Source organism: Megasphaera intestinihominis (assembly GCF_040096415.1).
Lineage (GTDB): Bacteria > Bacillota > Negativicutes > Veillonellales > Megasphaeraceae > Megasphaera > Megasphaera intestinihominis.
Genome location: NZ_JBBMEU010000002.1, coordinates 44,060 through 58,226 on the forward strand (window position 1 = coordinate 44,060; position 14,167 = coordinate 58,226).

The window sequence follows — 14,167 nt, forward strand, 5'->3', positions numbered from 1 at the left end:
TCACATAAAAAGGAGCGATTTGACTAATGAGCACCATTGATACGACTTGTGTAAATGCCATTCGTGTATTGTCGGCTGACGCCATCCAGAAGGCCAACTCCGGCCATCCCGGCCTGCCCCTCGGCGCAGCCCCCATTGCATACGAACTCTGGGCAAATCACATGAACCATAACGCAAAGGACCCGAAATGGGCGAACCGCGACCGCTTTATCCTCTCGGCTGGCCACGGCTCGATGCTGTTGTATTCGCTGCTCCATTTCTACGGCTACGGCCTGACCATGGACGACATTAAACAGTTCCGTCAAGATGGCTCCTTGACACCGGGTCATCCGGAATACGGCCACACGACGGGCGTCGAAGCGACGACAGGCCCCCTCGGCGCCGGCCTGGGCATGGCTGTCGGCATGGCCATGGCAGAAGCTCACTTGGCAGCTATTTTCAATAAACCGGGTTATCCCGTCGTCGACCACTACACCTTCGCCCTCTGCGGCGACGGCTGCCTGATGGAAGGCATCTCGTCGGAAGCCTTCTCCCTGGCAGGGACACTCGGCCTTTCCAAACTCATCGTCCTCTACGATAGCAACAACATCTCTATCGAAGGCAATACGGACATCGCCTTTACGGAAAATGTCCAGGCCCGCATGGCTGCCTTCGGTTTCCAGACGATTACCGTCGAAGACGGCACGGACCTCGATGCCATCGGCAAAGCCATCGAAGAAGCCAAAGCCGACAAGGAACATCCGTCGTTCATTACCATCAAGACCCAGATCGGCTATGGCTGCCCGGCCAAACAGGGCTCGGCTGCCGCTCATGGCTCGCCGCTGGGTGAAGAAAACATCGTCGCCATGAAAGAAAACCTGGGCTGGCCGAAACCGCAGGAAACCTTCTACATCCCGGACGAAGTCTATGCTCATTATGCTGAATTGAGCCAGAAAGCCGGCGCAGCTGAAGCGGATTGGCAGAAACTCTTTGCCGACTACGCTGCCAAATTCCCGGATATGAAAGCTAAATGGGATGCTTTCCACAGCGATGTCGATGCACAGGCCCTCTTGAATGACGAAGATTTCTGGGCTTATGAAGATAAACCGCAGGCTACGCGCAGCTTGTCCGGCACGATGATCAACCGCCTGAAAGACATCATGCCTCAGCTCTTTGGCGGCAGCGCCGACCTGGCTCCGTCGAACAAGACGGAAATGAAAGGCGAAGGCTTCTTCAGCAAGACCGATTACAGCGGCCGCAACGTCCACTTCGGCGTCCGTGAACTGGCTATGGGCGCCATCACCAATGGCCTGGCCCTTCACGGCGGTATCCGTCCGTATGCCGGCACGTTCTTCGTCTTCAGCGATTACATGAAACCCATGATCCGCCTGGCTGCCCTCATGAGCCTGCCGACGACGTACGTCCTCACGCACGACAGCATCGGTGTCGGCGAAGACGGCCCGACTCACGAACCGATTGAACAGCTGGCCATGCTCCGCTCCCTTCCTAACGTCAACGTCTTCCGTCCGGCTGACGCTACGGAAACGGCTGCCGGCTGGTACCTGGCTGCGACCAGCCAGAAGACGCCGACGGCCCTCGTCCTGACCCGCCAGAACCTGCCGCAGCTCGCCGGCAGCAGCAAAGAAGCCCTGAAAGGCGCTTACGTCATCGCCGATGCCAACAAGGCCGTTCCCGATGCCATCATCATGGCCAGCGGTTCGGAAGTCGAACTGGCTGTCAGCGCTAAAGACGAACTGGCTAAAGAAGGTGTCGACGTCCGCGTCGTCAGCATGCCTTGCATGGAACTCTTTGAACAGCAGGACGAAGCCTATAAAGAACAGGTACTCCCGAAAGCTGTCCGCGCCCGCGTCGCTGTCGAAGCCGCTTCGGACTTCGGCTGGGGTAAATACGTCGGCCTCGACGGGACGACGGTTTCCATGAAATCCTTCGGTGCCTCCGCTCCGGCCGGCGTCTTGTTCAAGAAATTTGGCTTCACGACAGAAAACGTCGTAGCCGCCGTAAAGAAAGTCGTAAAATAATCGTGGTTCGTGGCTCGTAGGGAACGTCCAAAGGCGTCCCGCAGACCGCAGGTCGCAGTTAGCCGTTCGTAGGGGCCGTCCCAAAGGGCGGCCCGCCGCGTCTTTGCGGGATTCTCACATATACGGAAACGGGCGCCCCACGTGGCGCCCCTACTAGCCACTAACCCCTAGCCCCTAACCACTTAAAAGGCGCTGTCTTCATGCGACAGCGCCTTTTTCATTTGTCAAGGCTTGATTTTTCTTCTATATTTTATTATACTAGATACAAGAAGAAACCCTACTGTGTACGTAAATGGTCTCGATGTTTTGAACCAACACTTTTTACATTGGGAGTTCGGGCTCTATATCGTTAGGCAATGCCTTCACTGGACTGTCGACCCTTATAGGAGAACACCCACCTGCTTAGGCAGGCTCAAAACTCGGTTTATAAACGGCATGGTGGGGCTCTTTTCTTATTCGAGAATTTAGTTATTTCGTCCGCCGCTGAGGAGACTTGGCGGCGTTCTATTTAGTCTGGAGAGCAAACAAATGAGCGGAGACGATTTATTTTCTATGGCTGATGAACGGAGCGGCCGGGACTATGCGCCGCTGGCCGTCCGCATGCGGCCGGAATCTTTGGATGACATCTATGGACAGGACGACCTCATCGGCCCGGGCAGTTTTCTGCGGACCCTCATCGAGAAGGACACGATCCCGTCCCTTTTGTTTTACGGTCCCTCTGGCGTCGGCAAGACGACGCTGGCCCATGTCATTGCCAATGAGACGGACAGCCGTTTCATAACCCTCAACGCCGTCACGGCCGGGACGGCGGAACTGCGCAAAGTCATCGCGGCGGCGCAGGATGCCATCCATTTATATCAAAAGCGGACGATCCTCTTCATCGACGAAATCCACCGCTTCAATAAAAGCCAGCAAGACGTCCTGTTGCCGTATGTCGAAGACGGGACGGTCATCCTCATCGGGGCGACGACGGAAAATCCTTATTTTGAAGTCAACCGCCCCTTATTGTCGCGCCTGCGCGTCATCCAGCTGAAGCCCCTGCCGGAACAGGCCGTCATGGCCGTCCTGCGGCGGGCTCTGACGGATAAAGAAAAAGGCCTGGGCTCGCTGGGCATCACGGCCAGCGATGAGATGCTGGGAACCCTGGCGCGGCTGGCCGACCGCGATGCCCGCGTCGGCCTCAACCTGCTGGAACAGGTCTGCATGGTCGTCCCGGCTGGCGGCCATATCACACACGACGCTATCGAAAAAGTAGCCGGTCATAAGGTCTATACGTATGACAAGAAAGGCGATGCCCATTACGATACGGTATCGGCTTTCATCAAGAGTATGCGTGGGTCCGACCCCGATGCGGCCCTGCACTATATGGCCCGTATGATCGACGCCGGAGAACAGCCGTCCTTCATCGCCCGCCGCCTGGTCATCTGTGCGGCTGAAGACGTAGGACTGGCCGATCCCCAGGCTCTGGTCATCGCCAATGCCGCTGCCCAGGCCGTCCAGTTCGTCGGCTGGCCGGAAGGGCGCATCATCCTGTCCGAAGCCGTCATCTACGTGGCCTGTGCGCCGAAGAGCAACAGCGCCTACATGGCTATCGATGCGGCTCTGGCCGACGTCCGCCATAAGGACTGTGGCGATGTGCCCGATTATCTACGCGACAGCCATTACAGCGGCGCCGCCGCTCTGGGCCATGGCCTGACCTACCAGTACCCTCACGATTTCGATGGGGGCTGGGTGGCCCAGCAGTATCTGCCCGATGCTTTGAAAGGAGCGTCCTATTACCGGGAACGGCCCTATGGACAGGAAGGGAGCATGGCAGCTGCCTGGCATAAGCGCCGTGGCGGCAAGTAATCTATTAGTAGAAGGTGAACTGTTTTGACAAAAGGAAAGACCCGTAAAACCAGCCGCACCAAGCGGACGACTGGCACGCGTCAGAAGGCGAAGACTGCCAGGAAGGCAGGGACGTCGCCACTTTTGAAATATGAAATCATAGGTATTTGTTGTATCCTCGCAGGCGTCTTTGCGACGGCCGGCTTCATCGGCGTCGATACAGGCCGCATCGGCCACAGCGTCGACGATATCTTATCGTATATCTTCGGCCTGGGCCGGATCGTCGTCAGCCTGTCCCTCATCGTCCTGGGCCTGAAATACATCGTCATCCGCAAGGCCTGCCCAGTGTCGAAATCGTGGGCCGTCGGGACGTGGATCTATATCCTCCTCCTGGGGCTGGTCCATTTGCTGGTCATCCCGGAAGGGACGGAATTCCTGCCGCACAGCTTATCTGTCGGCGGGGGAATCGTCGGGGCCGTCATGGCCTTGGTCCTGCGGCGGTTTCTTGGATTTTTTGGAGCTGTCATGGCTATTACCGGTGCCTGCATCGTCACCTTCCTGGTCTGGAAGAATTGGTCTATTTCTAAGCCTGTGGCTGTCGTAGCCGACAAGGCCGGCCAGGAAGCGGCCAAAGTGTCGGGTAAGGCCGTCGAAGGCCTTCAGGACGCATCCCAGTCCCTGAAACAGTGGCATGAACGCCGCCGCATCTTCGATTTGCAGGCGGTTGTAGGGGACGACCCGTTAGGGCGTCCCGCTTGTGGGAATCCCGATGATTATCCCGCTGATATGGAACGCCCGGCCTCAACCATTGCCGATGCCTGCGACTTGGGCAACGGCGTCGAAGAAGTCCGCTTCGATGCCAGCCCTATCGAAGAAGACGTGCCTTACGATTGGGCCAGCGACGATTCGTATGAAGAAGTTCCGGAAACGCCGGAGGAAATGCCGGAAGACGCCCGGCCTTACAGTCAGATACATGAAACCGTCGTCGGCGATACAGTGCCGACGGCCCATGACGTACAGCCCGGCCCGGCAGCGCCGGCGGCTTCACTGGCCGGAGAAACGGATGTCCTTGGCCATGATATGGGCGACGTCAAGCCCATTGAAGTCGAAAAGAGCAGCGTCGCTGTCGAAACCAGCGAAGAAGGGAGCAGTGCCGTTCCCAAAGCGGCTGGCGAAAAGACGTACCGCCTGCCGCCGGTGAGCATGCTCAAACCGGGGCCGCAGCATATCATCGGCCTGAGCGATGAAGTCCGGGAAAATGCCCGCATCCTCCAGGAAACGCTGCAGAGCTTCAACATCGATGCCAAGATACTCAATGCCAGCCAGGGGCCGTCTATCACCCGTTACGAGCTGGAACCGGCAGCGGGCGTCAAAGTCAGCAAAATCGTCCACTTAGCCGATGATATCGCCTTGAAACTGGCCGCCACGGATATCCGCATCGAAGCGCCGATTCCCGGCAAAGCGGCCGTCGGCATCGAAGTGCCGAATAAAAAGCTGACCGGTGTCAATCTGCGCGATGTCATCGACACGGATACGTTCCGCAAGGCCGCCGGCGGCGTCCCGGTCTGCCTGGGCAAAGACATTGCCGGCAACCCCATCGTCGCCGACCTGACCAAGATGCCTCATCTCCTGGTAGCCGGCTCGACCGGGTCCGGCAAGAGTGTCTGCATCAACACCTTCATTGCCAGCATCCTCTTCAAGCAGCGGCCGGAAGACGTCAAGCTCATCCTCATCGACCCGAAGGTCGTCGAATTATCCAATTACAACGGCATCCCGCACTTGCTGACGCCAGTCGTCACGGACCCGAAGAAGGCCGCCAGCGTCCTGCGCTGGGCTGTCCGGGAAATGGACGACCGCTATAAGCGCTTCGCCATCACCCATACGCGGGATATTTCCCGCTATAATGAACTCCATCCGGAAGACACGATGCCTTTCATCGTCATCATCATCGACGAATTGGCCGACCTCATGATGATGGCCTCAGACGACGTGGAAAAGTCCATCATCCGCCTGGGCCAGAAAGCCCGTGCCTGCGGCATGCACCTCGTCCTGGCGACACAGCGGCCGTCTGTCGATGTCCTGACGGGTCTCATCAAGGCCAATGTCCCGAGCCGCATTGCCTTCGCCGTTTCCAGCCAGGTCGATTCACGGACTATCCTCGACATGGCCGGTGCAGAAAAACTGATTGGCAAGGGCGACATGCTCTTCTATCCTCTCGGTGCTTCCAAGCCTCTCCGCGTCCAGGGCGCTTTCATTTCCGATTCGGAAATCGACGAAATGGTCGAATTCATCAAGGCCCAGGGCGGTCCCAATTACGATGAAGCCGTCCAGAAGGCCCAGTCGGAAAATCCCGAAGACAGCGTCGATTTCTTTGAAGACGACCTCATGCGCCAGGCCATCGACATGGTCCTGGAAACGGGCCAGGCTTCGACGTCCATGCTCCAGCGCCGCTTCCGCGTCGGCTATACGCGGGCAGCCCGCATGATCGACATGATGGAAGCCATGCACATCGTCGGCCCCAATAACGGCAGCAAGCCCAGGGAAATCCTCATGACGGCCGACGAAGTCCAGCAGAAGTATTTGAGCTGAACCCCTGTACCCCTGGCCGTATCTGTTATATAATAAAAGGTACGATTATAGAGAATGGGGAGAGGAACAACAGTGAACGAATCGTCGATCGGAGAAGTGCTGCGACTGGCAAGAGAACAACAAGGGCTGACACTACAAGACGTGTCCGATGCCCTCAATATAAAGCGGGAATACCTGGAAGCCCTGGAAAAGGACGAATACGATGCCATTCCCGGCGCCGTCTTCGTCAAGGGCTTTCTTCGCAATTACGGCATTTTCCTGGAACTGGACGGCATCGCCCTGGCCCGGGAATACAAGGAAAACGTCGAAGAACGGACGCCGCAGCCGGAAGTGCGGACCATCATGCCCGTCAAAAAGAAGAAAGTCCGCAAGGACAGCAATAAAAAGAAGAAGCAGCGTCAGGGAAAATGGCCGGAAATCACTATCATTGCCGGCATCATCATTTTCCTGCTGCTCATCATTTGGATTTTAATTTAAATAAGGAGCCATATGCGCGAGAAATTCTTAGTAACCAGCCGGGAGGACATGGAACGCCGCGGCTGGGATCAGCTCGATTTTGTCTACATCAATGGCGACGCCTATGTCGATCACCCCGGTTTTGCCGCAGCCCTCATCGGCCGCGTATTGGAAAGCCGGGGCTATCGTGTCGGTATCATTTCCCAGCCCGACTGGCATAGTGCCGAACCGTTCAAGAAATTGGGACGGCCGCGGCTGGCCGCTTTGATTACAGCCGGCAATCTCGATTCCATGCTCAATGAAAAGACGGCAGCCAAGAAATTCCGCAGCCGCGACAGCTATTCGCCAGGCGGCGAAGCCGGCCACCGGCCGGAACGGGCGACCATCGTCTATGCCAACCGCATGCGGGAAGCCTATAAGGATGTGCCCATCATCATCGGCGGCATCGAAGCCAGCCTGCGCCGCTTTGCCCACTATGATTACTGGTCCAATAAAGTGCGCCATTCCATCCTCCTGGACAGCAAGGCCGACATCCTCAGCTACGGCATGGGGGAACATTCCGTCGTCGAAATCGCCGACGCTCTGGCCGAAGGCAAGACCGTCGCCGAAATGTACGACATCCGCGGCATCTGCTACGTCACCAGCCGGCCGCCCATTTCAGATAAGACCGTCGTCTGTCCGTCTTATGAAGACGTCAAGAAGGATAAATTGACCTTTGCCAAGGCTTTCAAGATGCAGTACGAAGAACAGGATCCCTTTTACGGCAAGACTATCATCCAGCCGTCAGAGAACCGCTTCGTCGTCCAGACGCCGCCGGCCCTGCCGCTGACGACAGCCGAGATGGATGCTATCTACGAACTGCCCTTCCAGCGGCGCTGGCATCCTGATTACGACGCAGCCGGCGGCGTTCCGGCCCTGCATGAGGTCCAGTTCAGCCTGACCAGCCAGCGCGGCTGTTTCGGCCACTGCCATTTCTGCGCCATTGCCAGCCATCAGGGCCGCATCATCCAGCATCGCAGCCATGAATCACTGGTCAGGGAAACGGAGCGCATGACCCATCTGCCCGGTTTCAAAGGCTACATCCACGATGTCGGCGGCCCGACGGCGAACTTCCGCCACGTCGCCTGTGCCAAGCAGCTCACCGACGGGGCCTGCCGCAACCGCCACTGCATCGGCAGCGAAACGTGTCCGAACCTCAATACGTCCCACGACGATTATCTGAAGCTGCTGCGGGAAATACGCAGCGTCAAAGGCGTCAAGAAGGTCTTCGTCCGCTCAGGCCTGCGCTATGACTACGTCCTGGCCGACCACAACAAGGCTTTCGTCAAGGAACTCTGTCAGTACCACGTCAGCGGCCAGCTGAAAGTGGCGCCGGAACACGTCGTCAAGCACGTGACGGACCTCATGGGCAAGGCCGACGTCCATGCCTTCCTGAAGTTCAAGGACTGGTTCGATGAAGCCAACCGGGAACTGGGGAAGAAACAGTACCTCGTCCCGTATTTCATGTCCAGCCATCCCGGCTGTACCCTGAAAGATGCCGTCGCCCTGGCCGAATTCCTTCGGGATATGCATATGCAGCCGGAACAGGTACAGGACTTCATCCCGACGCCTGGAAGCCTGTCGACGGCCATGTACTATACAGGCCTCAATCCCTTGACGGGTGAAAAAGTCTACGTCGCCCGCCGGCCGGAAGAGAAACAGATGCAGCGGGCCCTGATGCAGTATAAGAACCCGGCCAATTATGATATTGTCTATAAGGCCCTGTGCCTGGCCGGCCGACGGGACCTCATCGGATACGGTCCCAAATGCCTCATCGCGCCGCGGCGCCATCAGGCAGGGAGACGGCCCGATAAGGCCGGCCGGCATGCCGCTCCGCCCCGCAGGCAGGGGAGGGGACCGGCTAAGACTAGAAAATTCAGGTGAAGCTAATGAAGAAATTCGTGCCCTTTATCGTGCTCAGCCTCTTCGTCATCCTGCTCCTGGGCCTGTGCGGGCCCATCCTGGTACAGCGCCAGCAGGAAGAAGCACAGCGGGCGTATGAAGCCGAACGCCATCTCGTCGTCTTTTCCGACTTGCCTCAGGATGTCAACGACGGCCTGGCCCAGCGCTTTTACGAACAGAAACATCTGCGCGTCCAGATCTATTCCAAGAGCGACAGCGAGATCCGCCAGTCCCTGAAGGACGACGGCGGCGTCAAGCCCGATATCCTCATCGCCTCGGAAGACGACTTGCAGGCTCAGAAGAAAAACGGCATCTTGCAGCCCTACGCCTCACCGGTCACGGATAAAGTGCCGCCGTCCATGAAGGACCCGGAACAGCTCTGGAATGGCCTCTGGTATAACCCTATGGTCTTCGTCCTCAGCCAGGCCTATTACGAACGGCGGGGCATGCAGATCCAGTCCTGGGACGACCTGTTGACCGACCCGGGTATGGTCCTGGCTTTCCCGGACCTGGCATCCATGGATATGGCCGGCGAGTTCCTCTGTTCTTTTGTGGAAATGAGAGGCATGGAAGACAGTGAACGCTATCTGAGCTCGCTCCAGAGCCATGTAGCGGCCTATTCTAAGTCCATGTCGGTCAATGTCCGCCGCGTAGCCAGCGGCGAAGCCGATATGGGCGTCGCCGACGCGTCCGTCGCCCGGCAGTATTACAAAGACGGGGCGCCGATCTTCATCCTCTATCCTCAAGACGGCACGTCGTACTGGCTGACCGGTGCGGCTGTCACCAACTGGTGTGAAGATGGAGAATTGACCAACGCCTTCATCGACTGGCTCTATTCGCCCGATGCTATTGACGTCTTGCGGCAGAGACACATTTTTTTGAGCGAAGCCCTGCCGCCGGCCAACCCGGAAGTCGATGCCAAAGGCCGGGAGCTCGTCTTATTCCCCGTAAAAAAACAGTATTCTGATCAGGGCCGCCGCGATTTGCAGGCCTGGTGGATCAAATCAATTCGCTTCGGAAAGGAAAAGTAAAGATACATGGAAAAAATCGGATTTGTCAGCTTAGGCTGCTCCAAAAACCTTATTGATACGGAAGTCATGCTGGGCATCCTCCGCGACCGCCATATGGAGATCACAGAGGACCTGCCCCAGGCGGATATCATTATCGTCAATACGTGTACGTTCATTGAAAAAGCCAAGCAGGAATCCATTGATGCGATATTGCAGGCTGCCCGCTACAAGACGGAGGGGAAATGCAAGATACTCATCGTCACGGGCTGCCTGAGCCAGCAGTATAAAGAAGATTTGATGAAGGAAATGCCGGAAATCGACGCCCTCTTGGGAACCGGTTCGTGGGACCGCATCTGGGAAGCCATCGATACGGTCAAGAAAGGGCGCAAAGCCTGCTTCATGGACGATGTCAGCCATCTCTACAACCAGAATACGAGCCGCCTGCGGACGACGCCGAAGTACAGTGCCTATGTGAAAATCGGCGAAGGCTGCAACAACGGCTGCTCGTTCTGCATCATTCCCCATGTACGGGGCAAGCTGTACAGCCGGCCCGTCGATTCCGTCGTCGCCGAAGTACAGCAGCTGGCAGCCGACGGCGTCAAGGAAGTCAACCTCATCGCCCAGGACACGACGAGCTATGGCGTCGACCTGGCCGGTCATTCCCTGTTGCCGGAACTGCTGCGCCAGCTGGTGAAGATCGACGGCATCCGCTGGATCCGCCTGTTCTATCTCTATCCCCACTACTTTACGGATGAATTGATGGACCTCATCGTCAAGGAAGAAAAAATCTGTCCCTACGTCGACTTGCCGCTCCAGCACATTTCCCAGTCCGTCTTGCAGCGCATGAACCGCCGCGATTCCGAAGCCGATGTGCGCAGCCTCATGAAGAAGCTCTGCAGTCACGGCCGCAAGCTGACCCTGCGCTCGACGTTCATCGTCGGCTTCCCTGGCGAAACGGAAGAAGAATTCCAGGAACTCTGTGATTTCGTCAAGGAAACGGAATTCGACGATGTCGGCGTCTTCACCTATTCCCGCGAAGACGGCACGCCGGCAGCCCTCATGGACGGCCAGATTCCGGAAGAAGTCAAGGAAGAACGGTATCATCAGCTCATGGCCATCCAGGCCAAGGTATCGGAAATCCGCAATCAGGAACTGGAAGGCTCTGTCCATACGATGCTCGTCGAAAGAGTAGAAGAAGAAAAGGGTATCCGCCAGGCTGTCGGGCGCATTGAAATCCAGGCTCCCGACGTCGATGGCCTGACCTATCTGGAAGACGCCCAGGATGTACAGCCTGGCGATATGATTCCCGTCCGCATCGCCCAGGGCTTTGCCTATGACCTCGTAGCGGAACGGATGGATTAACCGAGGTGATCGCTTATGTTCGTGGAACTGGTTACGACAGGTTCCGAATTACTGTTAGGTGAAATTACCAATTATAACTCAGCTTACTTGTCGAGGAAACTCAATGAAATCGGCTATTCTGTCATCTATCATACGACGGTCGGCGACAACCCGCGGCGCATGGAAGAAGCCCTGAAGACGGCCCTGTCCCGCGTCGACATGGTCATCACCACAGGCGGCCTCGGGCCGACCCAGGGCGATATGACCAAGATCATCGGCGCCCGCCTCATGGGAATGCCTCTCGTTTATAATGAAACCATCGCCGAATCGGTCCGCCAATGGGTCCTCGTCCATCACGGCAGCACGGCCATGACGGAAAACCAGAAGCGCCAGGCCATGGTCCCACAGGGCACCGTCCTCTTCGATAACGGCGCCGGTACGGCACCGGGTGTGGCCATGCAGCAAGGCGGCAAGACCCTGGTCCACCTGCCGGGACCGCCAACGGAAATGCGCTGGATGTATGAAAACCGCCTGAAACCGTGGCTGCTCCAGACTTTTGGCAGCCAGGGCTGCATCGCTTCGCGCTATATCAAAATCTATGACATGGGCGAAGCCTTCATCGAAGAGAAACTCATGGACCTGGTCAAGGAGCAATCGAATCCGACCCTGGCCATGTATGCCCGGCCAGGCTTCGTCGAAGTCCGCCTGACGGCCCGGGCTGACCGGGAAGATCAGGCGCGGTCCCTGCTGGCTCCCCTGGAAGGGGAAGTCCGCCGCCGGCTGGCTGGCCAGATTGTCAGCTTCGACGACGATACCATGGCCCATGTCCTGGGTCAGCTCGTTCGCGACAGCGGCTATTCCGTCAGCGCTGCCGAATCGTGTACCGGCGGCCTGGTGGGCTCACTCATCACCGATGTGCCGGGCGCCTCCGATTACTTCCGCGGCTCGGCCGGGACGTACTGCAATGAAATGAAAGAAAAGATACTCGGCGTTTCTCACGATACGCTGGAACGCTATACGGCCGTCAGCGTACAGACGGCTGCTGAAATGGCCGAAGGCAGCCGCCGCCTGTACGGGACGGACCTGGCCGTCAGTACGACGGGCATTGCCGGCCCCGGCGGCGGCACGCCGGACCAGCCCGTCGGCCTGGTCTATACGGGTATCAGCGGTCCCTGGGGGACCGTGACCCACCGCAACGTCTATCACGGCGGCCGGGTCGAAGTCAAACAGCGGGCTGCCCTGCGGGCCGTCTATTACTTAGTCCACTATATAGTGACACATACAAAGAAAGCATAGTTAGGAGGAGACAATTTGGACGCAAAACAGACAGCACTTGAAAATGCAATGCGCAAGATTGAAAAGGATTTCGGCAAAGGCGCCATCATGCGCCTCGGCGACGTCGCCGACAAGATGAACCTGGAAGTCATCTCATCGGGTTCCCTGGCCGTCGACCTGGCCGTCGGCGTCGGCGGTTATCCCCGCGGCCGCGTCATCGAAATCTACGGTCCTGAATCGTCAGGCAAGACGACCCTGGCCCTGCATGCCATCGCCTCGGCCCAGAAGAGCGGCGGCATTGCCGCTTTCATCGATGCCGAACACGCCCTGGATCCGGTCTATGCCCGCCACCTCGGCGTCGACACGAATGAACTGCTCATTTCCCAGCCCGATAATGGCGAACAGGCCTTGGAAATCACGGAAGAACTCGTCCGCAGCGGCGCCGTCGACATCATCGTCGTCGACTCCGTAGCCGCCCTGGTCCCGAAAGCGGAAATCGAAGGGGAAATGGGCGATTCCCACGTCGGTCTCCAGGCCCGCCTCATGAGCCAGGCCCTGCGCAAACTGACGGGCATCATTTCCAAGTCCAAAACCATCGTCATCTTCATCAACCAGCTCCGCGAAAAAGTCGGCGTCATGTTCGGCAACCCGGAAACGACGACTGGCGGCCGGGCCCTGAAATTCTACGCTTCAATCCGCATGGAAATCCGCAAGGGCGAAGCCATCAAGTCCGGCGGCGATGTCATCGGCAACCGGGCGCGGGTCAAAGTCGTCAAGAATAAAGTGGCTCCACCTTTCAAGCACTGCGAATTCGACATCATGTACGGCACGGGCATTTCCCGCGAAGGCACGGTCCTCGACCTGGGTACATCTATGGATATCATCGAAAAGAGCGGCACCTGGTATTCCTATAAGGGTGAACGCCTGGGCCAGGGGAAGGAAAACGTCAAGATTTTCATGAAGGAACATCCGGAAATCACGGACGAAGTGGAAAAGATCATCCGCGATACCCTGGCAGCAGAACCGGAAAAATTCGACGAAGCCATGGAAGAAGAAGATACGGCGTCCCTGGATGCGGCGGATACAACTGCTGAAAACAGCGACGAAGCCTAAATGGATTATCGCGAAGCTTATGAAAAAGCCTTGCAGCTCCTCAACGTCCGCTTTCTCAGCGAAGGGGAGCTGAAGGCCAAGCTGCGCCGCCGCGGTGTTGACGACGACGTCCTCAAGGACGTCGTGGCTGCTCTGGAAGGGGAACACTTCCTCGACGACCAGCGCCTGGCCCGTGACGTGTACCGCTATTATGCCCGCAAAGGGCAGTACGGCCACTTGTATATCGTCAACCGCCTGCGCCGCCGCTGCCTGCCCGTACCGGAAGACGTCGAGCGGCCCGATGAATACGCCCTGGCCGGGAACCTGGTGAAGCGCAAGTTCTCTTATCGTGCCGATGAAGCCCGCAAGGCGGCCCGTTTTTTACAGTACCGCGGCTTTTCGCCCTCAGTCATACGGGACGTCCTGGAAGATTTTACGGTCCATTGATACGTTAATCTTGACTAAGTCTATCTTGACATTGATATAAAAAAAATTTACAATTAAGAGAGCCGGTTTGATACACTGGTCTATATTTTGCATAATTGTAGGTTTTTTGAACATGAAGTAAATTTTACATACTCATAAAAAAAGCCGGACTGCGAGTTCGGCTTTTTTTTG

General features: G+C 57.4%; 10 protein-coding genes and 1 other RNA gene. All 11 read left to right on the top strand.

Annotation, left to right across the window (positions count from 1 at the left end; translation table 11 throughout):
• Positions 1 to 26: 26 nt before the first annotated feature.
• Positions 27 to 2,018 carry a transketolase gene (gene tkt / locus WMO23_RS00690; RefSeq protein ID WP_020309643.1) on the top strand — a complete coding sequence of 664 codons (1,992 nt, stop codon included), beginning with the start codon at positions 27 to 29 and terminating at the stop codon, positions 2,016 to 2,018.
• Between the two features lie 271 nt (positions 2,019 to 2,289).
• Positions 2,290 to 2,467, top strand: a non-coding RNA gene (ssrS, locus tag WMO23_RS00695) — 6S RNA.
• Between the two features lie 79 nt (positions 2,468 to 2,546).
• Positions 2,547 to 3,866, top strand: a complete 1,320-nt coding sequence (locus tag WMO23_RS00700) for a replication-associated recombination protein A (RefSeq protein WP_349173024.1) — start codon at positions 2,547 to 2,549, stop codon at positions 3,864 to 3,866.
• A gap of 24 nt (positions 3,867 to 3,890) precedes the next feature.
• On the top strand, positions 3,891 to 6,434 hold the full coding sequence (locus WMO23_RS00705; protein ID WP_020309641.1) for an FtsK/SpoIIIE family DNA translocase: 2,544 nt from the start codon (positions 3,891 to 3,893) through the stop codon (positions 6,432 to 6,434).
• A gap of 72 nt (positions 6,435 to 6,506) precedes the next feature.
• Positions 6,507 to 6,911 carry a helix-turn-helix domain-containing protein gene (locus WMO23_RS00710; protein ID WP_292108205.1) on the top strand — a complete coding sequence of 135 codons (405 nt, stop codon included), beginning with the start codon at positions 6,507 to 6,509 and terminating at the stop codon, positions 6,909 to 6,911.
• Between the two features lie 12 nt (positions 6,912 to 6,923).
• Positions 6,924 to 8,813 (top strand): YgiQ family radical SAM protein, encoded by a 1,890-nt coding sequence (locus WMO23_RS00715; RefSeq protein ID WP_071601811.1) that lies wholly within the window; start codon positions 6,924 to 6,926, stop codon positions 8,811 to 8,813.
• Between the two features lie 5 nt (positions 8,814 to 8,818).
• Entirely contained in the window at positions 8,819 to 9,862 is a 1,044-nt protein-coding gene (locus tag WMO23_RS00720) for an ABC transporter substrate-binding protein (protein WP_020724158.1), read from the top strand.
• A gap of 6 nt (positions 9,863 to 9,868) precedes the next feature.
• Positions 9,869 to 11,203, top strand: coding sequence for a 30S ribosomal protein S12 methylthiotransferase RimO (rimO, locus tag WMO23_RS00725; RefSeq protein ID WP_349173027.1), 1,335 nt, complete (start codon positions 9,869 to 9,871; stop codon positions 11,201 to 11,203).
• A 15-nt stretch (positions 11,204 to 11,218) separates the two neighbouring features.
• Positions 11,219 to 12,478, top strand: coding sequence for a competence/damage-inducible protein A (locus WMO23_RS00730; RefSeq protein ID WP_292298514.1), 1,260 nt, complete (start codon positions 11,219 to 11,221; stop codon positions 12,476 to 12,478).
• A 15-nt stretch (positions 12,479 to 12,493) separates the two neighbouring features.
• Positions 12,494 to 13,570, top strand: a complete 1,077-nt coding sequence (gene recA / locus WMO23_RS00735; protein WP_020309633.1) for a recombinase RecA — start codon at positions 12,494 to 12,496, stop codon at positions 13,568 to 13,570.
• Positions 13,571 to 13,996, top strand: coding sequence for a regulatory protein RecX (locus WMO23_RS00740; protein ID WP_020309632.1), 426 nt, complete (start codon positions 13,571 to 13,573; stop codon positions 13,994 to 13,996). It abuts the gene before it with no gap.
• The last annotated feature ends 171 nt before the right edge of the window (positions 13,997 to 14,167 follow it).